The sequence below is a fragment of the Brevundimonas albigilva genome (genome assembly GCF_023503965.1).
Lineage (GTDB): Bacteria > Pseudomonadota > Alphaproteobacteria > Caulobacterales > Caulobacteraceae > Brevundimonas > Brevundimonas albigilva.
The window spans coordinates 1170144-1194743 of the sequence record NZ_CP097298.1; the positions used below are offsets into that span (position 1 = coordinate 1170144).

The 24600-nt window shown below is 68.2% G+C and carries 21 protein-coding genes and 2 pseudogenes; 13 read left to right on the top strand and 10 right to left on the bottom strand.

The annotated features are described in order from the left end of the window. Positions 1-98 precede the first annotated feature (98 nt). Complete coding sequence (locus tag MU852_RS06090; RefSeq protein ID WP_249751444.1) at positions 99-3464, top strand: hybrid sensor histidine kinase/response regulator; 3366 nt, start codon at positions 99-101, stop codon at positions 3462-3464. Positions 3465-3495: 31 nt separating this feature from the next. Here MU852_RS06090 and MU852_RS06095 read toward each other — a convergent pair whose 3' ends face one another. Beyond that, positions 3496-4110 carry a response regulator transcription factor gene (locus MU852_RS06095; protein ID WP_249751445.1) on the bottom strand — a complete coding sequence of 205 codons (615 nt, stop codon included), beginning with the start codon at positions 4108-4110 and terminating at the stop codon, positions 3496-3498. 161 nt (positions 4111-4271) lie between these two features. Between MU852_RS06095 and MU852_RS06100 the strand changes: the two genes are divergently transcribed. Then, positions 4272-5615: a DcaP family trimeric outer membrane transporter gene (locus MU852_RS06100; RefSeq protein WP_249751446.1), complete on the top strand. Its 1344-nt coding sequence runs from the start codon at positions 4272-4274 to the stop codon at positions 5613-5615. Positions 5616-5618: 3 nt separating this feature from the next. Then, complete coding sequence (gene acs / locus MU852_RS06105) at positions 5619-7574, top strand: acetate--CoA ligase (RefSeq protein ID WP_249751447.1); 1956 nt, start codon at positions 5619-5621, stop codon at positions 7572-7574. A 182-nt stretch (positions 7575-7756) separates the two neighbouring features. On the opposite strand, the gene MU852_RS06110 is transcribed toward acs, so the two are convergent. After that, on the bottom strand, positions 7757-8335 hold the full coding sequence (locus tag MU852_RS06110) for a helix-turn-helix domain-containing protein (protein ID WP_249751448.1): 579 nt from the start codon (positions 8333-8335) through the stop codon (positions 7757-7759). A 114-nt stretch (positions 8336-8449) separates the two neighbouring features. Here MU852_RS06110 and MU852_RS06115 point away from each other — a divergent pair, with 114 nt between their 5' ends. From MU852_RS06115 to MU852_RS06145, 7 genes are all read left to right on the top strand, one after another. Then, entirely contained in the window at positions 8450-8632 is a 183-nt protein-coding gene (locus tag MU852_RS06115; protein ID WP_249751449.1) for a hypothetical protein, read from the top strand. Then, entirely contained in the window at positions 8629-8904 is a 276-nt protein-coding gene (locus MU852_RS06120) for a hypothetical protein (RefSeq protein ID WP_249751450.1), read from the top strand. Before MU852_RS06115 ends, MU852_RS06120 begins: the two co-directional genes overlap by 4 nt. Continuing rightward, positions 8904-9464, top strand: a complete 561-nt coding sequence (locus MU852_RS06125) for a recombinase family protein (protein ID WP_249751451.1) — start codon at positions 8904-8906, stop codon at positions 9462-9464. The genes MU852_RS06120 and MU852_RS06125 overlap by 1 nt, the downstream gene beginning before the upstream one ends. Beyond that, on the top strand, positions 9401-10987 hold the full coding sequence (locus tag MU852_RS06130) for a recombinase family protein (protein WP_249751452.1): 1587 nt from the start codon (positions 9401-9403) through the stop codon (positions 10985-10987). The genes MU852_RS06125 and MU852_RS06130 overlap by 64 nt, the downstream gene beginning before the upstream one ends. A gap of 2 nt (positions 10988-10989) precedes the next feature. Beyond that, complete coding sequence (locus MU852_RS06135) at positions 10990-11184, top strand: hypothetical protein (protein ID WP_249751453.1); 195 nt, start codon at positions 10990-10992, stop codon at positions 11182-11184. Between the two features lie 254 nt (positions 11185-11438). Beyond that, the gene (locus MU852_RS06140; RefSeq protein WP_249751454.1) at positions 11439-12062 is read left to right on the top strand and encodes a tyrosine-type recombinase/integrase; all 624 of its coding nucleotides are present in this window, start codon (positions 11439-11441) and stop codon (positions 12060-12062) included. Beyond that, positions 11966-12295, top strand: coding sequence for a tyrosine-type recombinase/integrase (locus tag MU852_RS06145; protein WP_347342353.1), 330 nt, complete (start codon positions 11966-11968; stop codon positions 12293-12295). Before MU852_RS06140 ends, MU852_RS06145 begins: the two co-directional genes overlap by 97 nt. A 422-nt stretch (positions 12296-12717) precedes the next feature. Here MU852_RS06145 and MU852_RS06150 read toward each other — a convergent pair whose 3' ends face one another. The 7 genes and pseudogenes from MU852_RS06150 to MU852_RS06185 all read right to left on the bottom strand — a co-directional run bounded on the left by MU852_RS06150 (position 12718) and on the right by MU852_RS06185 (position 19734). Continuing rightward, complete coding sequence (locus MU852_RS06150) at positions 12718-14061, bottom strand: FAD/NAD(P)-binding protein (protein ID WP_249751456.1); 1344 nt, start codon at positions 14059-14061, stop codon at positions 12718-12720. 12 nt (positions 14062-14073) lie between these two features. Then, complete coding sequence (locus tag MU852_RS06155; protein WP_249751457.1) at positions 14074-15189, bottom strand: alginate export family protein; 1116 nt, start codon at positions 15187-15189, stop codon at positions 14074-14076. Between the two features lie 266 nt (positions 15190-15455). Next, on the bottom strand, positions 15456-16511 hold the full coding sequence (locus MU852_RS18155; protein ID WP_430641199.1) for a sulfate/molybdate ABC transporter ATP-binding protein: 1056 nt from the start codon (positions 16509-16511) through the stop codon (positions 15456-15458). Between the two features lies 1 nt (position 16512). Further along, positions 16513-17355 carry a sulfate ABC transporter permease subunit CysW gene (cysW, locus tag MU852_RS06170; protein WP_249751458.1) on the bottom strand — a complete coding sequence of 281 codons (843 nt, stop codon included), beginning with the start codon at positions 17353-17355 and terminating at the stop codon, positions 16513-16515. Further along, a complete protein-coding gene (cysT, locus tag MU852_RS06175) occupies positions 17352-18206 on the bottom strand; it encodes a sulfate ABC transporter permease subunit CysT (RefSeq protein WP_249751459.1) in 855 nt (284 codons plus the stop codon). The genes cysW and cysT overlap by 4 nt, the downstream gene beginning before the upstream one ends. Beyond that, positions 18203-19194: pseudogene (locus tag MU852_RS06180) on the bottom strand (sulfate ABC transporter substrate-binding protein). Before MU852_RS06180 ends, cysT begins: the two are co-directional and overlap by 4 nt. 114 nt (positions 19195-19308) lie before the next feature. Continuing rightward, positions 19309-19734 (bottom strand): RrF2 family transcriptional regulator, encoded by a 426-nt coding sequence (locus MU852_RS06185; protein WP_347342354.1) that lies wholly within the window; start codon positions 19732-19734, stop codon positions 19309-19311. Positions 19735-19939: 205 nt separating this feature from the next. On the opposite strand from MU852_RS06185, the gene chrA reads away from it, so the two are divergent. Then, positions 19940-21160 (top strand): chromate efflux transporter, encoded by a 1221-nt coding sequence (gene chrA / locus MU852_RS06190; protein ID WP_283843801.1) that lies wholly within the window; start codon positions 19940-19942, stop codon positions 21158-21160. A gap of 138 nt (positions 21161-21298) precedes the next feature. Here the strand turns inward: chrA and MU852_RS06195 are convergent, their stop codons facing one another. After that, positions 21299-21868 carry a TetR/AcrR family transcriptional regulator gene (locus MU852_RS06195; protein ID WP_249751461.1) on the bottom strand — a complete coding sequence of 190 codons (570 nt, stop codon included), beginning with the start codon at positions 21866-21868 and terminating at the stop codon, positions 21299-21301. A gap of 717 nt (positions 21869-22585) precedes the next feature. On the opposite strand from MU852_RS06195, the pseudogene MU852_RS06200 reads away from it, so the two are divergent. Together MU852_RS06200 and MU852_RS06205 are read left to right on the top strand one after the other, a co-directional pair. Then, a pseudogene (locus MU852_RS06200) lies at positions 22586-23241 on the top strand (transposase); the annotation flags it as partial. 389 nt (positions 23242-23630) lie between these two features. Further along, complete coding sequence (locus MU852_RS06205; RefSeq protein WP_249751462.1) at positions 23631-24419, top strand: BON domain-containing protein; 789 nt, start codon at positions 23631-23633, stop codon at positions 24417-24419. Positions 24420-24600: the final 181 nt, after the last annotated feature.

Genomic DNA, 24600 nt, shown 5'->3' on the forward strand with positions numbered 1-24600 from the left:
GGGCGGGCCGTCGACCAGCGGCCCGCCCCCGCTCTTTTTAGGCCAGGCCCGCGCCGGCGCCCCTTGTGAGCGCGGCGGCGGCCGGATCAGATGCCCTCATGTTCAGCCTGGTGATCCTGGCCCTGGTGGCCGCCTACATGGCCGTGCTGTTCGCGGTCGCCTGGTCGCAGGAACGCCCGGCCGCGCGCGCCCGAGGCGGCGGCCTGGGCCCGTCGGTCTATGCGCTGTCGCTGGCCATCTACTGCACCTCCTGGACCTATTACGGCGCGGTCGGCACGGCGGCGCGGACGGGATGGGAGTATCTGCCCATCTACATCGGCCCGATCCTGGGGCTGACCGTGCTGTTTCCCGTCTGGCGACGGATCGCGGCCGCCGCCCGGCGCGAGAACGTCGGCTCGATGGCCGACTTCGTCGCCTCCCGCTACGGCAAGAGCCAGACCCTGGGGGCGGTGGTCACCATCGTCGCCATCCTGGGATCCCTGCCCTACATCGCGCTGCAGCTGAAAAGCCTGTCGATGGCCGGCGAACTGCTGACGGCGGGCACGCCGGTGGCGGGATCGGAGCGCCTGACCGTGCTGGTCCTGGCGGGGGTCCTGGCCTTCTTCGCCATTCTGTTCGGCGCGAGGCGGCCCGACCTGACCGAGCACAATCGCGGCCTGATCCAGGCCATCGGGCTGGAATCGGTGGTCAAGCTGGGCGCCCTGCTGATGGTGGCCGGCTTCGCCCTGTTCCTGCTGCTGGGCCAGGGCGACGCCGGCCGGATCGCGCAAGGCATCGGCGACCTGGCCGCGCCGCCCGAGATCACCCCGCGCTTCACCGCCATCACCCTGGTGGCGACCCTGGCGCTGTTCTGCCTGCCGCGTCAGTTCCACGTCGCCTTCGTGGAGGGGGCCGAGCCCGCCCAGGTGCGGCGCGCGCGCTGGGTGTTTCCCCTCTATCTGGCCCTGACCAGCCTGGCGGTCGTGCCGCTGGTGGCGGCCGGCGCCCTGTTCGCGCCCAGCGTCAATCCGGACCTGCTGGTCCTGGCCCTGCCCTTCGGCCGCGGCGACCAGACGCTGACCGCCATCGTCTTCGTCGGCGGCTTCTCGGCCGCGACGGCCATGGTGATCGTCGAGGCGGTGGCCCTGTCGGCCATGGTCTCCAACAGCCTGATCCTGCCGTTCGTGGCGCGCGACCGCTGGCGGCGACGCGGCGACGCCTCGGACATGGCCGGAACCATCCTGCAGGTGCGCCGGGTGGCCATCGTGGCGGTGCTGCTGCTGGCGTGGGTCTATTACCAGGCGACCGACCAGACGCACGGCCTGGCGGCGATGGGGCTGGTGTCCTTCGCGGCCATGGCCCAGCTGGCCCCGGCGCTGCTGGGGGCTGTGATCTGGCGCGGCGGCCACGCCCACGGCGCCCTGGCCGGCGTCGGGGTCGGGGTGGCGGTGTGGCTGGTGATGCTGGCCCTGCCGCAGCTGGCGCCGGGCGCCGCCTGGCAGGTTCCCGCCCTGCTGGGCCTGACCGACGCCTTCGCTCCCGGCGTTTTCGTCAGCCTGACGCTGAACCTGGCGACCTATGTGGCGGTGTCCCGCTGGGCCAAGCCCAGGCTGATCGACCGGGTGCAGGCGCGGGCCTTCGTCGACCGGCTGGGGCCGGACTGGCTGGAGGGCCGCCCCTCGCCGGCGGGGGCCTCGGTCGGCGACCTGCGCGCCCTGGTCGCCCGCTTCATCGGCGACGAACGGGCCGAGCGCGCCTTCGCCGCCTGGGCGCGCGAGACCGACACCCCCCTGAGGGACGCCGATCCCGCCGACGCCGCCCTGGCGCGCGGGGCCGAACGGATGCTGGCCGGCGCCATCGGCGCGGCCTCGGCCCGGCGGGTCATCGCCGCCGCCCTGGCCGGGGGCGGCCGCGCGCCCGAGGACGTGGTGCGAATGCTGGACGAGGCGTCCCAGGCCGTCCAGTTCAACCGCGACCTGCTGCAGACCACGCTGGACAACATCGACCAGGGGGTGATCGTGGTCGACGAGGACCTGCGCGTCACCGCCTGGAACCGGCGCTACGTCGAGATGTTCGACCTGCCGCCCGGCTTCGTCCACGTCGGCCTGCCCATCGCCCAGATCTACCGGCTGAACGCCGAGCGCGGCGAAAGCCCCGAGGACGTCGAGGCCTGGGTCGAGCGGCGGCTGGAGGCGCTGAGCCGGCGCATCCCGCACGAGCACGAGCGGGCGCGCCCCGACGGGCGGGTGCTGGGCTCGTCCGGGGCGCCGATCCCCGGCGGCGGCTACGCCACCAGCTACACCGACATCACGGCCCTGCGCCGCGCCGCCCGCCAGCTGGAAGAGGCCAACGAGCGGCTGGAGGCGCGGGTCGCGGATCGCACCGAACGGCTGGAGGAGGCGCGCCGCGTCGCCGAGGACGCCACCGCCTCCAAGACCCGGTTCCTGGCCGCCGCCAGCCATGACCTGCTGCAGCCGCTGCACGCCGCGCGCCTGTTCATCGCCGCCCTGAAGGAGGAGCCGGCGCTGGACGAGGGGGCGCAGGGGCTGGCCACCAACGCCGACCGCGCCATCGACAGCGCCCACCGTCTGCTGACGGCGCTGCTGAACCTGTCCAAGCTGGAGGCCGGCGGGGTCCAGCCGGCGGTGCGGCGGCTGTCGCTGGACGCCCTGTTCGACGAGCTGCGGCGCGAGTTCCAGCCGGTGGCCGAGGCCAAGGCGCTGCGGCTGACCATCGTCGGCTCGGGACTGTGGGTCGCCACCGACGCCGATCTGCTGCGCTCGATGCTGCAGAACCTGATCGTCAACGCCATCCGCTACACCGACCGGGGCCGCATCCTGGTGGGGGCGCGGCGAGACGGCGAGACGGCGCGCATCCTGGTGTGCGACACCGGCCGGGGCATTCCCGAAGCCGACCGCGAACACGTCTTCGGCGAGTTCGTCCGCCTGCCCGGCGCGGCGGCGGATGAGCCCGGCGCGGGCCTGGGCCTGGCCATCGTGCGTAGGCTGTCCAGCCTGCTGGACCATCCGCTGGACCTGACCTCGCGCGTCGGGCGCGGCACCGCCTTCCGCATCACCCTGCCCCGCGCCCCGGCCGAGCCGGCGCGGGACGCCGCGCGCGAGGCCGACCCGCGCCTGCCGCTTGCGGGCCTGAGGGTGCTGTGCGTGGACAACGAGCCGGCCATCCTGGACGCCCTGTCGGCCCTGCTGACCCGCTGGGGGGCGCGGCCGACCCTGGCGGCGACGGCGGATCAGGCCTGGGCCGCGGGCGGCGGCTTCGACGCGGCGGTCGTCGACCTGCATCTGGGCGAGGGGCCGGACGGGTTCGCGGTGATCGACCGCCTGCGTCCGCACGGCGTACGCCGCATCGCCCTGGTGACCGCCGACACTCGCGACGGGCTGAAGGAGCAGGCGACGGCGGCGGGGGCGGTGCTGCTGCCCAAGCCGATCAAGCCGGCGGCGCTGAAGGCGTTTCTGTCGAGCTGATCCTTATCCGCTCATCCCGGCGGAACTGGATTCACGCCCCGTCCAGCTGCTTGGCCAGGATCACCGCCTGGGTGCGGTTCTGGACGCCCAGCTTGCGGAAGACGCTGGTCAGGTGCGCCTTGATGGTGGCCTCCGACACGCCCAGGTCGAAGGCGATCTGCTTGTTCAGCCGCCCGGCCTTCAGCCCCTCCAGGATGCGCAGTTGCGACGGCGTCAGGCTGCCCACGCGCGCGGCCAGATCGCCCTCGCCCGCCTCGTCCTCGGGCAGGTCGGGCCACCAGCCGTCGCCGGCCAGGGCCGCGCCGATGGCGGCGACCATCTGCGGCAGGGCGGCGGACTTGGGGATGAAGCCGGCGGCGCCCAGGCCCTGGACATGGCGGACCACCGGCGCGTCCTCGCTGGCCGAGACGACGACGACCGGCACGGCCGGATGCTCCACGCGGACGGCGGCCAGGCCGGCCATGCCTTCGCTGTCCGACAGCTTGAGGTCCAGCAGCAGCAGGTCGACGGGACGCGACAGGGCCGCCTTGGCCTCGGCCAGGCTGGCGCATTCCTCGATCGCGGCGCCCGGCGCGGCCTTTTCCACCGCCGAGCGCAAGGCGGCGCGGAACAGCGGGTGATCGTCGGCGACGACGATACGATCCATGAGCGTCTTCCCCTGGCCGCGACGGCTGACGGTCGCGTTTGCGACAGCATGGCGCGGATCGACTTTGGTCGAAAGTAGACCATTGGCTAATGGCCGCCACTCCCCCGAGGCGAAAAGCTGCGGCCGGACGCCTGCATCAGACGGGCGCGGGAGGAGAGACCATGAAACGATCCGTTCTTCTGGGAGGCGTCGGCGTGGCCGCCATCCTCCTTGGTCCCGGCGCCGCGATGGCCCAGGACGCCTCGGCCCTGGAGGCCCGCATCGCCCAGCTGGAGGCCGAGCTGAACGCTCTCAAGACCGAGGTGGTGGCGGCCCGAACCCAGCAGGCCGCGCAACAGCAGGACATCATCCGGCTGGAGACCCGCCCGGCCGCGGCGCCCGCGCCGGCCGCCCCCGCGACACCCGGCGACGGCTTCCGCATCGGCGCCCATACGGTGAAGTTCGGCGGCTTCATCAAGCTGGACGCCACGGCGTCGAGCTATTCCGGCGGCGACCCGGCCAATGGCGATGCGCTGCGCGAATTCTACCTGCCCGGCTCGATCCCCGTCGGCGGCGCCGACGAGGACACGGCGACCGATTTCAACGCGCGCCAGACCCGCTTCTGGTTCACCACCGACGGCATGGTCGGCGGCCACAAGGTCGGCAGCCGGATCGAGATGGACTTCCAGGTCCTGCCCGGGGCCGGCGACCAGCGCACGACCAGCCCGGCCAACCCGGCGCTGCGCCGCGCCTTCGTCACCATCGACAACTGGCTGTTCGGCCAGGAGTGGACCAACTTCCAGAACACCAACGTCCTGCCCGAGACGGCCGACTACATCGGCCCGGCCGAGGGCACCGTCTTCGCCCGCCAGGCCCAGATCCGCTATACGCGCGGCCCGTTCTCGATCGCGGTCGAGAACCCGGAGACGACCGTGACCCCGTTCGGCGGCGGGACGCGCATCGTCGCCGACGACAACGGCCTGCCCGACCTGACCGCCCGCTATGTGATGGCCAGGCCCTGGGGCGAGGTCCAGCTGTCGGGCCTGCTGCGCCAGCTGAAATACGAGAACCCGGCGCTGACCATCGACAGTTCGGCCACCGGCTGGGGCCTGTCCGCCTCGGCCAAGATCAAGGTCGGGGCGCAGGACGACCTGCGCCTGATGCTGAGCGGCGGCGACGGCGTGGGCCGCTACATCGGCCTGAACTTCTCCAACGACGCGGTGCTGGACGCCTCGGGCGAACTGGACACGATCGGCGTCATCGCCGGCTTCGCCGCCTATCGCCACATCTGGTCGCCGGGCTGGCGCTCGAACCTGATCTATTCGGTGCAGGAGGTGGACAACGACACCGTCCTGACCGGCCTGGGCGTCAACAGTTCGGCCCAGAGCGTTCGCGGAAACCTGATCTGGACTCCGCTGACGGGATTTGATGTCGGGGCCGAGTTGATGTTCGGTGAGCGTAAGCTGGAGTCCGGCGTCAACGGCGACATGACCCGCCTGTCCCTGTTCGCCAAATACGGATTCTGATTGATGCTGGAGACGTCTCGCGTGCCCGATTCCGAACTCTATCCCGTTCCCGCCGACCTGGCCGCCCGCGCCCACATGGACCGGCAAGCCTATGAGGCGGCGCGGATCGCGGCGCGCGAGACCCCCGACGCCTTCTGGTCGGAACAGGCCCGCCGCCTGGACTGGATGACCTTCCCGACCCGGATCAAGGACGTCTCCTTCAAGAAGGAGGACTTCCGCATCCGCTGGTTCGAGGACGGCGTCCTGAACGTCTCGGCCAACTGCATCGACCGCCACCTGCCCCACCGGAAGGACGAGACGGCGATCATCTGGGAAGGCGACGACCCGGCCGACAGCCGGCTGATCACCTTCGGCGAACTGCACGCCGAGGTGTGCCGCATGGCCAATGTGCTGAAGGCGCACGGGGCCAAGAAGGGCGACCGGATCACCCTGTATCTGCCCATGATCCCCGAGGCCGCCTACGCCATGCTGGCCTGCGCCCGCATCGGCGCGGTGCATTCGGTCGTGTTCGGCGGCTTCTCGCCCGACAGCCTGTGCGGCCGGATCGAGGACTGCGGCTCCACCCTGGTCATCACCGCCGACGAGGGTCTGCGCGGCGGCAAGACCATCCCGCTGAAGGCCAATGTCGACGCGGCGCTGGAGAAGGTGAAGGTCGACACCGTCCTGGTCATCCGCCGCACCGGCGCCGACGTGCCGATGATCGAGGGCCGCGACGTCGACTACGCCGTCGAGGCGGCCAAGGCCGCGACCGACTGCCCGCCCGAGCCGATGAACGCCGAGGACCCGCTGTTCATCCTCTACACCTCGGGCTCGACCGGAAAGCCCAAGGGCGTGCTGCACACCACGGGCGGATACCTGTTCTGGGCCGCCTGGACGCACGAGATCGTCTTCGACTATCGCCCGGGCGAGGTCTTCTGGTGCACCGCCGACGTGGGCTGGGTCACGGGGCACAGTTATCTGGTCTATGGGCCGCTGGCGAACGCGGCGACGACGCTGATGTTCGAGGGCGTGCCCAACTATCCCGACACCAGCCGCTTCTGGCAGGTGGTGGACAAGCACAAGGTGGAGATTTTCTACACCGCCCCCACGGCCCTGCGCGCCCTGATGCGCGAGGGCGACGAACCGGTGAAGCGGACCTCGCGCCAGTCGCTGCGGATCCTGGGCACCGTCGGCGAACCGATCAACCCCGAGGCCTGGCGCTGGTATCACGAGGTGGTCGGCGACGGCCGTTGCCCCATCGTGGACACCTGGTGGCAGACCGAGACGGGCGGCCATCTGATCACGCCCCTGCCGGGCGCGACCGACCTGAAGCCCGGCTCGGCCACCCTGCCCCTGCCGGGCGTCGAGCTTCAGATCGTGGACGCCGAGGGCCAGCCGCTGGAGGGCTCCGTGTCGGGCAACCTGTGCATCACCGACAGCTGGCCGGGCCAGATGCGGACCGTCTATGGCGACGACCAGCGCTTCTTCGACACCTATTTCTCGACCTATCCGGGCCGGTATTTCACCGGCGACGGCTGTCGCCGGGACGAAGACGGCTATTACTGGATCACCGGGCGGGTGGACGACGTCATCAACGTCTCGGGCCACCGCATGGGCACCGCCGAGATCGAGAGCGCCCTGGTGCTGCACGACGTGGTGGCCGAGGCGGCCGTGGTCGGCTTCCCCCACGACATCAAGGGCCAGGGCATCTACGCCTATGTCACCCTGAACGCCGGGATCGAGGCGACCGAGGACCTGCGAAAGGCGCTGGGCGCCCATGTGCGGCGCGAGATCGGGCCGATCGCCACGCCCGACGTGATCCAGTGGGCGCCGGGCCTGCCCAAGACCCGCTCCGGCAAGATCATGCGCCGCATCCTGCGCAAGATCGCCGAGAACGAGGTCGGCGCCCTGGGCGACACCTCCACCCTGGCCGATCCGTCAGTCGTGGACGACCTGGTCAAGAACCGCGCCGGGGCCTGAAGGCCTGGGCGGCCGAGAGAGTGTCCGAAGGGATGGAGCGGGTAGCGAGAATCGAACTCGCGACATTCAGCTTGGGGCTGAAGTTATCACCACAACGTCAGAGGCTTACCTCCAAAATGGCATCGGGCGCTTTGGCGCCTGTGCATTTCGGCTGATCGAGGCGCGCTTCGAAGGGCGGCAGTCTACCGTTTCGGAATGACCAAGGTGAAGAGCGGGCGGGGCAACGCCTCGGCTATTGCGCGCGCCACGGCCCAAAGGTTGATCAGCCCCGCCGCCTCGATCTTCTCGTCGGCGGCGTCTTCGCTCAGGGCGTGGAGAAGCCTGCATTCGCCGTCCTCAATGACGGCGTGCCGGTAAACCTGATCCATACCCTCGAGTTCAGCCAAAATCAGCATGTAAGCGTGATCGCCAGCCTGCTCGAGGGAGTCGATGTAGGCGGTGGCTTCCGCCGCTGTCCCCTCAACGGTCAAGGTCTGGTCCTGATGATGGGCCAGCGCGATGAACACCACGCCGGGCGCCGCCTCCACTGCCGCCCGCCGTGCATCCGGCAACGAAACACCTAGACCGCGCAGTCGCATCATCAGCCGCATCTCGGCGAGTTCTCGGGGCGTGAAGCTGGCCCGCCCGCCTTGTCGTGCGCGCAGCAGACCCTGGCTGCGCCAGTCCCGTTGCAGATGCAGGGGCGTGCCGGTGATGGCCGCCGTCTCCGAGGGCGTGAACTGCCCCTCCCGATAGCGCAGCGAAATCTGGGCGGTTGACATCCAGCCTATTCCGTGTGATCCGATCACTATCCGTGTCGTCGACACGGTATGAGGTGTTGGTTACGTTATGGCCTGCGCCGCAGCGACACGCAAGCACTAGAAAGGAGAAGGATGATGACCAATCAAATCGACGTCAGCGGCTACGATATGGCCGAGACCTTGGCGAAGGACCGTCGTCGGCGCAGCGAAGCCGCATTGAGCGAGGGCATGGCCGAACTGGACGCCCTGCTGTTGCCGCTCACCCTGGCGGTGGCTCGGCTGTCGGCGCGGATGCAGACGGCGGAGGGCGCGCAATGAGCCGGGTCGCCATCTATCTCGCTGACCTGCCCCCGATTGATCGCGATGTGATCCGCGCCGCTTTCGATACGGTCCAGACCGCCGGCGATCGCGTGGTGACGCTGGCCCAGAAATCGTCCGGTGCCTGCGCGCTGACGACCCTAGTCGAGCGCCTGGGCGACGAGTTCGACCGGTTGCTGATGGTCGCCGGCGACGATCTCTATGAGTTCCGCCCCTCCTTCGAAGGGACCCCCAGCACGTCTCCGATCGCCGAGGGAGCGGGAATCCAGTAATGCGGACCATGCCCCCGCCCGGCAGCCGGGTCGCCTTCTATAGTCGCTTCTCCACCGACCGTCAGAAGCAGACTTCCATCGAAGGTCAGGAGCGGCTTTGCGCCGCCTATGCCGCCGAACGGAAATGGGGGGAGTACAAGCGCTTCAGCGACTCCGAACGATCCGGCACCACCACCATGGGCCGCGCCGGTCTGTTCGAGATGTTGGCGTCGGCCGAGCGCGGCGAGTTCGACGTCCTTCTGGTGGGGGACATCGACCGCACCAGCCGCGACGCGGCCGACATGCACAAGATCGCAAAGGACCTGCACGAGTTGGACATCGTGATCTGTACCGTCGCCGGCGGCGTGGTCACGGACATCGAACTGGCTTTCAAGGCGGTCCAGAACCAAGAGTTCATCAAGCAGAACGTCCTGAAGTCCAAGCGGGGGCAGGAGTTGGCGGTCAGCCAGGGCCGCATGTCGGGCTCCATTCCCTATGGTTATCGCAAGGTCCGGAAGTGGATGCGCGCGGGGAACCGATCAACGGTCTGCGGGAGATCGATCCCGAGAAGGCGGCCATAGTTCGCCGCATTCACGAAGAGTTCGACGCCGGCCGCACCACTTTCGAAATCTGCGCCACCCTGAACGCCGAGGGCGTGCCGGGTCCCAAGGGCAAACCCTGGCGTCCCGGCGCCCTGCTCGGCAATCGTCACGGCGGATTGGGTATCCTGCGCAATCCCATCTACGTCGGCGAATACCAGTTCCGGAAGACCAGCCGCCGTCGCCGCAAGGGCAAGATGAAGATGCGCTTCACCGACCAGTCGGAGCGCATGGTCACCCAGCATCCCGAACTGGCTATCGTCGATCAAGACCTGTGGGATCGCAACCAGGCGCGCTTGGCCGAGAACATCGACCGGCCCTTCCATGCGAAGCGCAAGGTCGAGTACGTCTTCACCGGCAAGGTTCACTGCGGCGTCTGCAATTCCACCTGCATCGTCAGCGACGGCAAGTACGTCTGCACCGGTCGGCAGCAGAAGGGCATCTGCTCCAACCCACGGCGCGTGGCGCGCGAGGCTGTCGAGACCTCCATCTTCGACCGTATCAAGGTCCACGTGCTGAACACGGCCGTCCTGGGACCGGCGCTGACGGCGTTCCGCGAAGAAGTCGAACGCGTACGCGCCGATCATGTCGCCAGGGTCGCCAGCCAAGGCGCCCGGCTAAAGGAGATCGATCAGCGCATCGCCAACCTCATGGTTCAGTTGGGCAGCGCCGGCGAGGCGTCTTTCGCCAGCCAGTTGATGATGGAGGAATTGGAGCGTCTGGGCGCCGAGAAGCGCAATCTGGAGCGTCAGGTCAAGCAGGCCCCATCGGCTCCGCCTGTCACCGGCGACGTCAACGCCATCATCAGTTCCATCTCCGGCACGCTGGGCCGTCTGCATCAGGCCCTTCAAGCCGACGACGCCGAAGCCTCGCGCGCGAAGGAGGTGCTGCGGGGCTTGATCACTCGGATCGTTCTGATCCCCACGCCGGGCTCGGTTACGGACGGTCGCGGCGCCGGCGACATGACGGTCACCGTGGAAGGACCCATGGCGGCCCTGATCGATCTCGCCGACCTCAACATCGATCGCGTTGCCAAGCATGGACACCGGCCGATGTTCGGTCTGCATAACGCGACTGCCGTCTGGACCTTCTCTTATGTCCTGAAATGGCGCGATCCCCGCCTCGCCACGGTGCACGCCGATCTGCCGATCATCGCCCGCCTGCTCGATGAAGCCGACGTGCCGGTGTCCATGGAGGCGATGGCGCAGGCCCTCTGCGACGCTGGCCCGACGGCGGGACCCGACGCCGATCGCTCGCCGGACCAACGCGCCCGCAACGCCGTCAGCTACCTTCAGACCTGGGGCTTCACCCGCTGCATCAACATGCGCAGCCCCGACACGGGCTATGTCTGGAACGATCGGGGGCTGAGCGACGACGAATGGAAGGCCCGCATCGCTGAGCCGCCCATGACCCGCACCATTCCCGTCCTTCGCATCATCCCGCCGGAGGTCGTGGTGGTGATCGTGGAGCAACCGCCGCGTCCCGACGAGGAGGCGGGCGACTGACCATGTCCCGCCGCCTCGCCGTCACCCCAGCCCAACTGCGCGCCCTGCTCGAGGTGTTGACGCCGTTCGGCTTCACCGCCGCCAAGGTGGAACTGTCGCCCACCGGCGCGGTGATCCTGCATGGCGACGTCGGCGGCGAGGACAAGGACGACCCTCTGACCGCGTGGGAGACCGCCCGTGGCCGTCGGCCCCATTAAGGGGCTGCACAAGGTCACCGCGCGTGTGGCCGATGGGAGCCGACGGACCTACTGGTACGCCTGGAAGGGCGGGCCTCGCCTGGAAGGGGAGCCGGGCACGCCGGCCTTCGAGGCCAGCTATCGTCGTGCGATCAGACGTCGGAATCAGGCGCGCCATGGCGACACCCTGGCCGGGCTCGCGGCCGCCTATCGCGCCTCGCCTGAGTTCGAGAATCGCTCGGCGTCGACTCAGGGAATGGTCGCGTCACCTCGACATGATCCAGGCCGATGACGGGCCCTTGGCGATCGCCTCCCTCCCCGTCGCCGGCCTGGGCGATCCCCGGGTGCGGCAGCATCTTCTGGCGTGGCGGGATCAATGGCGCGCGACGCCGCGCAAGGCGGATTACGCCATGCAGGTGTTGTCTGCCGTGCTGTCCTGGGCCGTTGATCGCGGAACCCTCGCCGTGAACGTCCTGATCGGTCACAAGGGTCTCTATGCCTCCGACCGCGCCGATCAGATCTGGTCCGACGAGGAGATCGCACGTTTTGTCAAGGCGGCGCCGTCGCCGGAGGTCGGCTATATCGTTCGCCTCGCCTGCCTCACGGGATTGAGGCGGGGCGACCTAGTTCGGCTGGAATGGGATCACGTAGGCGACATCGCCATAGTGATCGAACCGAACAAGAGCCGACGGCGCCGGCCCGGCAAAGCGGTGACGATCCCCCTTCTGGACGAGACGCTGGAACTCCTGGCCGAGATCAAGGCCCAGCAGGACAGCCGTGGGCGGCCCTGGTCGAGCGCGCGATGGCGAAGTCGCGCCTGCCGCCGCCCCGGCCCCGCACCGTGTTGTCGACGACCCGAGGACGGCCGTGGTCCGTCAACGGCGCCGAGCATCAGGTGATCGACGCCAAGCATCTCGCTGATGTCGACAAGCACCTTCACGATGCGCGGGGCACGTTCGCAACGCGTCTGCGCAAGGATGGGGCGACGGCTGCTGAAATCTCCCAAATTCTTGGCTGGTCGGAGAGCCGAGTCGAGCGGTTGCTGGAGCGATATGTGGACCGCGAAAGTGTGGTGCGAGTCATTGCCGAACGCATCCGAAAACGGGCTGAGGCGCGCAAGACTACGGTATGAGTGCGCACCCATCGTCAGCAAAGCTGAAATTCACCGACTGCGGCTAGCTGTCAGGCATCACCTCAGGATGCGCGTTTCGACCTGGTTCGCCAGACGGACAACTTGGCAGTTGATGGGCCCCTCACAGCAAATAGCGGGCAAGAGATCGCGGCGGCGCTTCGTCAAGGCGATGTTCTCATAAAGAGTGGCGGTGGCGATCGGGCGAGCGCCGCTCGTTTAGCGGAGATCATCGCGGAGAAGGCGGTGTCTATCGAGAGCCGGGAGGTTAATAGCCGATCTGCGTTACATGACGAAGGGCTCATCCTGACTCAACGCGGTCTTTGGCGACGTCCGCTTTCGGGAAAGGTGTTGATCAGTTGCCGAAGGCGCAGATCTGACTCAAAGCGGTCCCTCCGAAAGTCCGCCTAGAGGCAGAGAGAAGGTCAAGCTTCTCGCGACCCCAGCTCCGCCCGGATCGTGCCCGCCAGCCTTCGCGCCTGCTCGCGCAAGTCGGGCACGGAGGTCATTTCCCAGAAGGCGGCGCGGGCCAGGGGGCCGATAATGTGCAGATGGGGCGACGCCGCGCCGTCGACGACGAGGGCGCCGTCGGCGTTCACCTGAAAGCCCAGGCCCATCGGATCCGGGGCGGCGAACCCCTTGGTCAGGATGTCGCGGATCAGCGGATCGGTGCTGTCCGCGACGCGCCCCAAGGGACCGGTGCAGTTGATCTCCAGGTCGAAGCGGCGGCTGACGACGCGGCGACGGCCGCGCGGCCGGTAGACGGCCAGGACCGCGTCGCCGTCGCGTTTCAGTTCGACGATCTTTCCGGCTGTCACCGACAGGGCGCCGTCGGCGATCTGGCTGGCGATCCGCCGCGCGATGGTGGGCGCCACGCGATGGCGGTGGACGTCCCAGACCGGGCGGACGTGGCGGATGAAGCGTTGACGCTCCATCGGCGTCCAGCCGGCCCAGAGGGCGCCGGCCTGATGGCGGAGCGCGTCGAAGACTTCGCGCCAGTCCCGCGTGCGGGAGACCAGGCGCACCTTGCGCAGGATCTCCAACGGATCGCCGGAAAAGGAGAGGTCGGCGGCCGCGGCGGCGACGGTCGCGTGCGCGCGCGGCAGGAGGCCGTGGCGCGACAGGGCGGTCACCGTCCGACCCGGCCGCTCGAGCGCAATGGCGACATCGACGGCGGTCAGACCCGCGCCGATGAGCAGCACCTGGCGCGCGGCGTCCGGCGCAAGCCTGTCGCCGACCCAGGGATTTTCGACATACAGGGACGACCGGCGAAGGTCGTCATCGATCCCGGGCGGCGTCGACGGCTCCTGGTTGCCGATCGCTAGAACCACGGCGTCGCCGTCAAGCGTCCGACCGTCCGCCAGCGCCACCATCCATCGATCATCAAGGCGGTCCAGCGCGGTCGCCTGGCCGTGGACCAAATCCAGCCGACGCGGATTGTCGGCCACCGCCTTTTCCAGAAGCGTACGCAGATAGGCGCCGTAGGTTCCGCGCGTGATGAACTCGCCGCTGGCCTGCCAACTGGGCTGCTGCGCCAGCCACTCCGACAGATGCTCAGGCTCGTCGGGAAAGGCGCTCATATTGCCGAGGCGGACATTCAGCAGATGGTCGGCGTTGCCCGTGTCATAGGCCGTGCCGGGGCCGAGGGCGCTTCGACGCTCGAGCAGGGTCACGCGAACGGCGGGGCCGCTCCGCAGCAGGTGGATCGCCGTCAGCAGGCCGCTGAAGCCGACGCCGATCACGATCACATGGGGCGGGCGAACGCTCATCTGCGCTTTGGATCAGAAGGTCTTGGTGATGTCGATGGCGCCATAGACCGTGTCGCCCAGGCCCGTGGCGTTCGGCGCGTCGCGGAGGAAGCCCTCGTCGAACAGGACGGCGCCGCTGATCTCGAGCCGCAGCGACCGGGGAACCAGCCAGTACCGCACCTTGGTCTCCAGCTGATAGCCGGCGAAGCGGCCGGAGCCGCCCGCGCTGTCGCGCACGCCGGTGCGCGCGAAGCTGTCGCGGGCTTGCTGGAGCCACAGGCCGCGCGCGGAGACGAAGCCGTCCAGCCGGTCACTGGGCTTGACCTGCACCCGCACGCCCGGCGCGCTGATGTTGGACCGGTCCAGCGGGCCGTAGAGGGCGCTCGGGCCGAAGTCGCCGGTGCGCGAGCCGTACAGCGGGTCGAAGCGGTTGACCGCATCGTCGGTCGGATCCTTGTCGCCGCTGGCGATGTCGTAGATCAGCGCCAGGCGCGGGCTCCAGGGGGCGTCAAAGGTGTAGCCCGCCTCGGCGTGGACGAACCAGGCGCGGACGTCGAGGTCGGTCACATCGGCGGCGGCGGTCGAGTTGCGCGCCGAGCCGCCTTGCCACGCGCCTTCCAGCTCGGCGTCCCAGGCCTTCTTGGCCGGGGCGCGAACGATGCGGCCGCCGACGGTCCACAGGTCGCGGTTCCGCGTCGGCAGATCGGCGGAGTCCTCCTCGTTCAGGCCGTAGAGATAGGCCTCGACCGTCGCGTCGCCGATCGCCTTGCCGCGGGTGTAGAACAACCCCCAGAAGCGCAGGTCGCCGCTTTCCTCGTCCCAGTCGTGGTCGTTGTCCAGCAGGGCCGGCAGGTCCGACGGCAGGCGGTTCTGAGGCAGGGTGTAGAAGGCGCTGAAGGCGTCGTCGCCGCGCTTCCAGTCGATCGAGGCACCGGTGAAGGCGGTGGTGACGTTCGGATAGGCGCTGATCGCGACCAGCCGACGCGAGCCCTGATTCAGGTAGAAGCGGCCGAGGCGGACCTCCGTCTTTGAGCCGTCGCCCAGCCACCCTTCCGCGTCGTAACGGAGGTGGAGGACGGGAATGTCGAAGGTGTTGACCTCGGAGCTCGACAGGCTGCCCCCCCTCGTCCGCCTTCCAGCCCCGCGCATCGACGAGTTCGCCGACGAGCGACAGCGCGCCCAGGTCCAGCTCGGCGCCGAGCGACAGCCTGGTCGACAGGAACTGGTCCGTCGCGCTGCGGCCGGGGCGGTACTGGCCGCCGAGGCTTTCATATCGCATGCGGGCGCTGCCGCTGAACGTCAGGGGGCCGTCCCCGGACTGCGCCAGGGCGGGCGCGGCCAGCAGGGCGGCGGCGGACACGGTGATCGAAAACAGACGCATGGCGGCCTCGTTGATCTATCGAGTTTGTAGGAAATTAAGGCGCGGCTTCGCGCCCCGCACGCTTCACTCTTTGAACAGGTGGATGAGGTCGGGTCGAAGCCGCACGGTCTGGCCGACGGCGAGCTGGGCAATGGGGTCGTGCGCGGGGCGCTCGAGATCCAGCGCCTGGCCCTCGATCTCGATGCCGACTCGGGAGCGGGGACCGCGCGGGCTGACCGTCAGAACCCGGGTCTCCAGACCCGTCCGACAGGATCAGATCCTCGCCGCGAACCGCCAGCACGACCGGGCCGACCGGCGACCCGTCGGGCGCGGGCGCGCGCCAGCCGTCGACCGCCAGCACGCCATCGACGACCTCGCCCGGCAGGTGGACCGCCCCGCCCAGGAAGTCGTGCACGAAGGCCGAGGCCGGGTGCTGATACAGGTCCAGCGGCGTCGCGACCTGCTCGATCCGGCCGTCCTTCAGGATGGCCACACGGTCCGCCAGGTCCAGCGCCTCTTCCTGGTCGTGGGTGACGAAGACGGTGGTGACGCCGGTCTCGTTGTGGATGTGGCGCAGCCAGCGGCGCAGCTCGCGGCGCACCTTGGCGTCCAGCGCGCCGAAGGGCTCGTCCAGCAGCAGCAGGCGCGGCTGGATGGCCAGGGCCCGCGCCAGGGCGACGCGCTGGCGCTGGCCGCCGGACAGTTGGGCTGGATAGCGCTTCTCCAGCCCCTCCAGCTGGACCAGTCGCAACAACTCCGACACCCGCGCGGCGATGTCCGCCTTGGACGGGCGCTGTCCCCGTGGCCGCACCTTCAGGCCGAAGGCGATGTTGTCGGCCACCGTCATATGGCGGAACAGGGCGTAGTGCTGGAACACCAGGCCGACGCGGCGCTGCCTCGGGGTCTGGACCAGGAAGTCCTCGCCGTCGAAGGCCACGGCGCCGGCGTCGGGCTGGTCCAGCCCCGCCATGATGCGCAGCAGGGTGGTCTTTCCCGAGCCCGAGGGGCCGAGCAACGCCAGGAACTCGCCTTCGCCGACCTCCAGGGCGATGGCGTCCAGGGCGGTGAAGCCCCGAAAGGTCTTGGTCAGGTTCTGAATGGACAGGGGCATTCTAGTGTCGCCTCGTGGCGGCCAGTTCGTCGGCGAAACGCCATTCCAGCAGGCTCTTGATCAGCAGGGTGACCAGAGCCAGGCTCGCCAGCACCGTGGCGGTCGCGAAGGCGCCGACGAAGTCGTATTCGTTGTACAGGATCTCGACGTGCAGCGGCAGGGTGTTGGTCAGGCCCCGGATATGGCCCGAGACCACCGACACCGCGCCGAACTCGCCCATGGCGCGGGCGTTGCACAGCAGCACGCCGTACAGCAGCGCCCAGCGCACGTTCGGCAGGGTGACGCGGGAGAAGATGGCCCACGGGCCGGCGCCCAGCGTCACGGCCGCCAGCTCCTCGTCGGCGCCCTGCTGCTGCATCAGCGGGATCAGCTCGCGCGCCACGAACGGCAGGGTGACCAGGATGGTCGCCAACACCAGGCCCGTGACGGTGAAGATGACCCGCACGCCCAGCGCGTCCAGCAGCGGCGCGAACCATCCGGCCGTGCCGAACAACAGCACCCAGACCAGGCCGGAGATGACCGGCGACACCGAAAAGGGCAGGTCGATCAGGGTGGTCAGCAACGCCTTGCCGCGAAACTCGTAACGGGTGATGCACCAGGCGGCGGCCAGGCCGAAGAGCGCGTTCAGCGGCACCGAGATCGCGGCCACCAGCAGGGTCAGCCGCACCGCGGACCAGGCGTCCGGCTCGCTGAACGCATCCAGGAACCCGTCCAGTCCGCGCCGGAAGGCTTCGGCGAACACCATGCCGAGCGGCAGCAGCACGACCAGCGCCAGCCACAGCAGGGCGACGCCGATCAGAAGCGGCGCCAGGCCGCGAACCGGGGAACGGCGGACGGCGCTCATGCCCGGCCCCGGCGCGCGATGACCGCCTGGAGCCCGTTGAGCGTCAGCAGGATCAGGAAGGACAAGGCCAGCATCGCCAGGCCGATCGCGGCCGCGCCGGCGTAGTTGAACTGCTCCAGCTGGATGACGACCAGCAGAGGGGCGATCTCGGACCTCTGCGGCATGTTGCCGGCGATGAAGATGACCGAGCCGTACTCGCCCACCGCCCGGGCGAACGCGAGGCCCGCACCCGAGATCAGCGCCGGCAGCAGGGCGGGCAGGACCACCAGCCGCGCCCGCTGGAACGGCGTGGCGCCCAGGGTCTCAGCGGCCTCCTCGATCTCGTGGTCAAGGTCTTCCAGCACGGGCTGGACCGACCGGACGACGAAGGGCAGACCGACGAAGATCAGGGCGATCAGCACGCCCAGCGGCGTGTAGGCCACGCGCACGCCCCAGTCGGTCAGGACGGACCCGATGGGACCGTTGGGCGCATAGAGCGCAGTCAGGGCGATGCCCGCCACCGCGGTCGGCAGGGCGAACGGCAGGTCGACCAGCGCGTCGATGATCCGCTTGCCCGGAAAATCGTACCGGACCAGCACCCAGGCCAGCACAAGGCCCATAACCGCATTGATCAGGGCCGCCAGGCCGCCGGCGACGAAGCTGAGACGCAGCGCCGCCAGGGCGCGCGGGTTGGTCGCGGCCTCCCACACGCCCGCCGGACCCAACTCCCATGGCCGCACGACCAGCGCGGCTAGAGGGATGAGCACGATCAGCGACAGATACAGGACGGTGAAGCCGAAGGTCAGGCCGAAGCCGGGCAGGACGCTCGGCTCCTTCCAACGCCATCGACGGGACAGCGGAACGGCCGTCACGCGCCGCTCGGCTGGTAGATCCGGTCGAACACGCCGCCGTCGGCGAAATGCTTGGCCTGCGCCTCCGGCCAGCCGCCGAAGTCGCCGATCGTGGCCAGTTCGAGCTGCGGGAACCGGCTAGCGAAGCGCTGGGCCACGGCGGCGTTGCGCGGACGATAGTAGTTCTGCGCCACCAGCACCTGGGAAGGCTCCTCGTATAGGAACTTCAGATAGGCTTCGGCCACGGCGCGCGTGCCCTTCTGGTCGACGACCTTATCGACCACGGCCACCGGCGGCTCCGCCAGGATGGAGAAGGGGGCACGACGATATCGACCTTGTCCGGCCCCAGCTCCTCGACCGCCAGGAAGGCCTCGTTCTCCCAGGCCAGCAGCACGTCGCCGATCCCGCGCTGCACGAAGGTGGTCGTCGCGCCGCGCGCGCCCGTGTCCAGCACGGGCACATGGCGGAACAGCTCCGTCAGATAGGCGGTGGCCGTCGCCTCGGAGCCGCCGGGCCGGCGGAGCGCATCGCCCCAGGCCGCCAGATAGTTCCAGCGCGCGCCGCCCGACGTCTTCGGATTGGGCGTGATGACCTCCACGCCCTGCCGCACCAGATCGGGCCAGTCCTTGATGTTCTTCGGATTGCCCTTGCGGACCAGGAAGACGATCGTCGAGGTGTAGGGGCAGGCGTTGTCGGGCAGGCTGTCGGCCCATCCGCGCCGCAGCAGGCCCCGCTCGGCGATGGCGTCGATGTCCGCCGCCAGCGCCAGGGTGACCACATCGGCCTGAAGGCCGTCGATGACGGCGCGCGCCTGTTTGCCCGACCCGCCGTGGGATTGCTCCACGCTGACGGCGCCCTGGCCCGTATCCCGCCAATGGGTGGCGAACAGTCCGTTGTAGGCGCGGTAGAGCTCGCGCGTCGGGTCGTAGGAGACGTTGAGCAGGGACGCGCCCCCTTCGCCCCCGCCGCGCGGCGAGCACGCCGCCAATGTGAGGGCGCCGGCCCCCATGAGCAGTCCGCGACGATGAAACACGGTCAGTCCTCCCTGCCTGTGATCCGCAAGGGACCGCAGAAACGCCTATCTGCCAAGGGGGAGTTTGGAGAGGATTTCTGAAACGTGATCCTAGCTGAACTCTTCGAGAGCCGCGGGAACCTTCGCCAGATCGGCGATGGTGCGGTTCTCCAGAACCTCCGCGACGGCCGTTCGCGCAGCCTTGAGTGCGGGCCGGATCGCGCAGGTGCGAACGTCTTCGCACCCCGGGCAGGTGCGGGTCGAGTTGCGCGCCGCGCAGGGCGCCAGGGCCAGCGGCCCGTCCAGGCAGCGCAGCACGTCCGCGACCGTGATCGTCGATGCGGATCGCGCCAGTCCGTAACCGCCGGCGCGGCCCATCCGGCTGACAAGCACGCCGTCGGTCTTCAGCTCCAGAAGGATCGCTTCGAGAAACTTGCGCGGGGCCTTCGATCCCTGGGCGATGACGCTGATGGGCGCGGGCGTGGGCGACCGCTGCGCAAGGAAGATCAGGGCCTGAAGCGCGTACCGCGTTTTCATCGAAATCATGACCCGACCCTTGTGGCGAGGAGGACGACGGGAGGCAACCTGCCCGATGCGTGGCGACCGCCTCGAACGACGCAACGACGCGACAGCCGCCGCCATGGACGCCGGGCGGGAAATCGCCCTAGATGCCCGTCCGGGCTGGCGCGGTCGCCTGGACAGGCGGTCGTCCCAATCCCCTGCGAGAGGCGCGGAGCGACCCATGGCTGAAGCCGAGCCCGAACTGACAGAGCCTGGTCCGCCGGCCCTGAGCCTTGGCGCGCTCTTTCTGCGCTTCTTGCGATTTGGCCTGTTCGCCTTCGGCGGGCCGGTCGCGCAGATCGCCATGTTGCGGAGCGAGCTGGTGGACCAAGAGCGCTGGATGTCGTCGGCGCGCTTCAACCGACTGCTGGCGGTGATGCAGGTTCTGCCGGGGCCGGAAGCGCACGAACTCTGCGTGCACCTGGGCATGAGGGCCCGCGGACGGCTGGGCGGGCTGCTGGCGGGCCTGGGCTTCATGCTGCCCGGCTTCGTGCTGATGATGGCGCTGTCGTGGCTCTATTTTCGGATCGACTTCGAGCGCGGCTGGGTCGGCGCGGCGTTGATGGGCGTGCAGGCCGCGGTGGTGGCGTTGATCATCAGGGCCGTCCACCGCATCGGCGCGCATGGGCTTCAGGACAAATGGCTGTGGGGCGTCGCGGCAGGAGCGGCGGCGGCGTCCGCAGCCGGCGTAAGCTTCTGGCTGGTTCTGCCTCTGGGCGGCGCGGTCTATGCGCTGGCGCGGTCCGGCCGGCGGGTTTCGGCCGCTTGCCTGGCCCTGGCCGGCGTGGCGTTGGGCGCCGGGCTCGTCCTGAACTCCGAGGCGAGCTCGTCGGTGGTCTTCCATGGAAGCGCAGTCTCGCGGCCCGGCGACGTCGCGGCCTGGGTGCTGTTCCTGGCCGGGTTGAAAGCCGGCCTGTTGACCTTCGGCGGCGCCTACACCGCCATACCCTTCTTGCGCGCGGACAGCGCACGACAGGGCTGGATGGGCGACGCCCAGTTCCTGGACGGCCTGGCGCTGTCCGGGGTGTTGCCGGCGCCGCTGATCATCTTCTCGACATTTGTCGGCTATGTCGCGGGCGGACCATCCGGCGCCGTCGCGATTACGGCGGGTGTCTTCCTGCCCGCCTTCGCCTTCTCGCTGATCTTCTACGACCGGCTCGAGGCGGTTCTCGAGAACCGGCGCCTGCACGCCTTTCTGGAAGGGGTGACGGCGGCGGTCGTCGGTCTGATCGCGGTGACAGTGGGACAGCTCCTCGGGGGCCTGCTGTCGGAAGCGGACCGAAGACTGGCGACGACCGCGATCCTGCTGGCTGCGCTCGCAGCGACCTACCTCTGGAAAAGCAAGCTGGCGCCCCCCGTGATCCTTCTCGTCGCGGGAGGAGCAGGCGCTTTCCAGCCTTGAACGGCGCTAGCCAACGATCTGCCCACGATCAGAGTTCCGCTTCCGGGCCAAGTGCCCATGTCCGCTGCTGGCGCTCTGCCGACCCAGGGGCCGCGATCGTCCTAACGTCCGGAACGGGTGGAAAGCGGACTGGCGTTCTCAAGTCGCTGGCATGAGGAAGGCAGCAACCGCTGAACGGAGTTGCTCGCGCATTACGACGGCGCGTTCGTGACTGAGGTCAAACTTACTGTTCAGATCGCGGGTGATGGCCATACCGGCGAGAAAGCCCATAAGCAGGCGCGCACGGACATCTGCGTCCTCGCCCCCGATCCATGCTTCAAGGTCGCGAAAGCCTTGGTGACCCAACGCTTCATCGATGAGGCGTTTGGCCTTATCTGATCCAGCGGAGCGCATCAGAACGAGCAAGTCGCGCAGCACCCTTCCGCCATTTGGAACCGCCAGAACATCATCCGTCACGCGCTCAGCGAAGCTCTCACGATCTCCCCAGCGACGCTGCCAGTTCACGCTCCCAGATTTGATCACTTCGACGAAAAGCTCGTCCTTTCCACCGAAGTATCGGCTGATCAGCGAAGAATCGACGCCCGCGCGCGCTCCAATCGAGCGGACTCCGACTGCCTCGAAACCCTCCTCAGCGAAGAGGTCCAGCGCAGCCCGAAGGATCGCGTGTCGGGTAGCTTCGGCATCCCGCGTTGGAGTGGTGGTGGTCATAAGCCATCTATACCTGAACTGATCTAACTATGTCCGCAACGGGTCGAAAGCGGGCGTGAAGGCCGTGGCCGGTTGGACGTCCGCTTTTAGGCAGCCAAGCAAGGACCGCTTCTGGCGCATTTGGGGCCTAGAAGCAGGACAAGCAGATGGGCGTGTCAGGTGTGCTCGTTTGATGGGATGGAAACTGCAGATTGCAGATCATGCAGACAGGGTGTTTGGCTCCCGGCCGGTACGTCTGAGCGTTTCGTTTGCTGGCGTCGCGCCGTGCTTCTTCAGCGGCTCTCCGCGCGACGTCGGCGCGGCGTTCCTCGTCGGTGAACCCGGACATTTCCTGCCCCCCCGTGGTCTGCTGGCACAATGTCTGAAATCGGGGCCTCTGCCAACGTCGGCTGGCGCAGGCCTGACGAAACAGGAGTAGAATCTGCCCAGGCAGGGAGGCCATCCGTGGGAGGTTGGCCATGCGCCAGTCTGACCTTTTCATCATCCCTCGTCGGCCTTGGAACGCGGGCCGTCTAATCGGCCCCAAGGCGCCGTTGAAGCCGAAGCACATCTGGGCGATCCGACAGCAACTCAAGGTCGCCAAGCGAGTACGCGACCTTGTGACGTGCCCCCTTCCTGATCCCTCGATTTGAGTGAGAGTCCGTTTCATCAAGGAGACGGACGTGACCCGAAGGGCGGCGTGAAGCAGCCAAGAAGAGCAGGTTCAACGAGGCGCAGATCATTGGCGTGCTGCGCGAGCAGGAGGCCGGAAGCCCGACAGCGGAGGTTTGTCGGGGGCACGGGATCAGCGAGCAGACCTTCTATCGGTGGAAGGCGAAGTACAGCGGCATGACGGTGTCGGACGCCACGAAGCTGAAGACGCTGGAAGACGAGAACCGGCGGCTGAAGAAGCTGCTGGCGGAATCGATGTTGGACGTGTCGGCGCTGAAGGATCTTCTGGGAAAAAACTGATCGGGCCTGCAGCGCGCAGGGCGGCCGTGCTTCGCCTGATGGCGGAGCGCGGCTTCTCCCAAAAGCGCGCCTGCGGGCTGGTTCAGATCGATCCCAAGACGGTGCGTCGCGAGCCTGAACAGGGCGACGTGGAGGTGCGCGAGCGCCTGCGCAGCCTGGCGGCTGAGCGCCGCCGGTTCGGCTATCGGCGCCTGGGCATCCTGTTGCAACGGGAGGGCGTCAGCATGAACAAGAAGCGCCTGTTCCGGCTCTATCGGGTGGAAGGCCTGACGGTGCGACGGCGACGGGGCCGAAAGCGGGCCACCGGAACCCGTGCGCCCATGGCCCTGCCGGACGGCCCCAACCAGCGCTGGTCGTTGGACTTCGTGGCCGACAGTCTGTCGTGGGGCCGACGCTTCCGCATCCTGTGCATCGTGGACGACTTTATCAACCCCCTGGGCTCTCATAATGATCGAGGGACCAGAGGGGGCACGTCAGGTTCAACGTCGAAGACTGCCTTGATGAAATCCACTGTCGCCTGTGTGTCATCGACGATGAGGTACGGCGAAAGGCTATTATAGCCCTCGGGCTTAAACATTGTTTCCTCCTGGGATTTCTCGTGAACGTCCGGTCCGAAGAAAGGTTCGGCGCTCTCGAAGCCGCGTAATGCGGGGTAGGTAAGACCACGCCAATCAATATTCGAACAGTAACGCTTAAGCTTGAGCGTCACTGACGTTCGCAATTTCTTATTACGGAACGGCTCATCCGCTCGGTCATTTATCAAATCGACCGCTTAAGCGGCGCACACCAACATCAGCCAAGGGAGCGAGACGTGGCAGACGACCGCTGGAGAAACGACGACAACAGGCAGGATTGGTCCGAGGATCGCTTCCGCCAAACCGGCGAACGCAGCTACGGTGATCGCAATCGCTATCATTCCCCCTATGATCGAACCCATGCCGCCGATCGCGGCGGCCGAGAATTTTCAAGAGAAAATCGCGGTTATGGCATCGGCGAAGGTCGCAGCTTCGACGAAGGCTCGACTTATGGGCGCAGCGACTACGGGCGGGGCTACGATTACAACGAGGGCTACGGTCGTCGCCGATCGCGCGGGTATGGCTCAACCTACGGACAGGGGTACGCCGGCTACGATTATGAACGCACCGGCGAAGCGGATCGGCGTCGCGCATATGGTCCGAGCGATTGGCGTGACGACCGCGATGACGACCGCAATTGGTGGGATCGCACGAAAGACCAGGTCAAGGCTTGGGGCGGCGACGATGACGCACGCCGCCGCCGCGAGATGGACGAGGTGGAGCATAACCGCGGACGCGGTCCGCGAGGCTACACGCGGTCGGATGAGCGTATTCGCGAAGACGTATCTGACCGCCTCAGCGACGACTGGCGCGTCGACGCCTCGGATATCGAAGTGACGGTCGCTGCGGGGGAGGTCACACTAAGTGGCACGGTCGGCAGCCGCGAGGACAAGCGGCGGGCCGAGGATATCACCGACGATTGCTCGGGCGTGAAGCACGTACAGAACAATCTCCGCGTCAAGGACCGGCGCTCGAGCGTGACGACGGCCCCTGAAGTCGTTCGAGACGTCACCGACGGCGAATAAGGCGAAGCCCGTCGCCTCCACGGCCCCGCTGCCTTGGCGCAGCGGGGCCTAATCGGTCAGGCAGCAGGTGCGCCGCGTCGGGTAGTCGATGCGGCTGATGATCGACAAGCCGCTTGGTCACCAGTTTGAGCTTTGCGGGAGAGGATCGAGCGGGTAGGCAGGCTCGCCCCCTTTTCACGCC

What these genes read in the sequence shown, in the direction of transcription:
- MU852_RS06090 (WP_249751444.1), top strand. Translation starts at nt 99, where the DNA reads ATGTTCAGCCTGGTGATCCTGGCCCTGGTGGCCGCCTACATGGCCGTG.
- MU852_RS06095 (WP_249751445.1), bottom strand. Translation starts at nt 4,110, where the DNA reads ATGGATCGTATCGTCGTCGCCGACGATCACCCGCTGTTCCGCGCCGCC.
- MU852_RS06100 (WP_249751446.1), top strand. Translation starts at nt 4,272, where the DNA reads ATGAAACGATCCGTTCTTCTGGGAGGCGTCGGCGTGGCCGCCATCCTC.
- acs (WP_249751447.1), top strand. Translation starts at nt 5,619, where the DNA reads ATGCTGGAGACGTCTCGCGTGCCCGATTCCGAACTCTATCCCGTTCCC.
- MU852_RS06110 (WP_249751448.1), bottom strand. Translation starts at nt 8,335, where the DNA reads ATGTCAACCGCCCAGATTTCGCTGCGCTATCGGGAGGGGCAGTTCACG.
- MU852_RS06115 (WP_249751449.1), top strand. Translation starts at nt 8,450, where the DNA reads ATGACCAATCAAATCGACGTCAGCGGCTACGATATGGCCGAGACCTTG.
- MU852_RS06120 (WP_249751450.1), top strand. Translation starts at nt 8,629, where the DNA reads ATGAGCCGGGTCGCCATCTATCTCGCTGACCTGCCCCCGATTGATCGC.
- MU852_RS06125 (WP_249751451.1), top strand. Translation starts at nt 8,904, where the DNA reads ATGCGGACCATGCCCCCGCCCGGCAGCCGGGTCGCCTTCTATAGTCGC.
- MU852_RS06135 (WP_249751453.1), top strand. Translation starts at nt 10,990, where the DNA reads ATGTCCCGCCGCCTCGCCGTCACCCCAGCCCAACTGCGCGCCCTGCTC.
- MU852_RS06140 (WP_249751454.1), top strand. Translation starts at nt 11,439, where the DNA reads ATGATCCAGGCCGATGACGGGCCCTTGGCGATCGCCTCCCTCCCCGTC.
- MU852_RS06145 (WP_347342353.1), top strand. Translation starts at nt 11,966, where the DNA reads ATGGCGAAGTCGCGCCTGCCGCCGCCCCGGCCCCGCACCGTGTTGTCG.
- MU852_RS06150 (WP_249751456.1), bottom strand. Translation starts at nt 14,061, where the DNA reads ATGAGCGTTCGCCCGCCCCATGTGATCGTGATCGGCGTCGGCTTCAGC.
- MU852_RS06155 (WP_249751457.1), bottom strand. Translation starts at nt 15,189, where the DNA reads ATGCGCGGGGCTGGAAGGCGGACGAGGGGGGGCAGCCTGTCGAGCTCC.
- MU852_RS18155 (WP_430641199.1), bottom strand. Translation starts at nt 16,511, where the DNA reads ATGCCCCTGTCCATTCAGAACCTGACCAAGACCTTTCGGGGCTTCACC.
- cysW (WP_249751458.1), bottom strand. Translation starts at nt 17,355, where the DNA reads ATGAGCGCCGTCCGCCGTTCCCCGGTTCGCGGCCTGGCGCCGCTTCTG.
- MU852_RS06185 (WP_347342354.1), bottom strand. Translation starts at nt 19,734, where the DNA reads ATGAAAACGCGGTACGCGCTTCAGGCCCTGATCTTCCTTGCGCAGCGG.
- chrA (WP_283843801.1), top strand. Translation starts at nt 19,940, where the DNA reads ATGGCTGAAGCCGAGCCCGAACTGACAGAGCCTGGTCCGCCGGCCCTG.
- MU852_RS06195 (WP_249751461.1), bottom strand. Translation starts at nt 21,868, where the DNA reads ATGACCACCACCACTCCAACGCGGGATGCCGAAGCTACCCGACACGCG.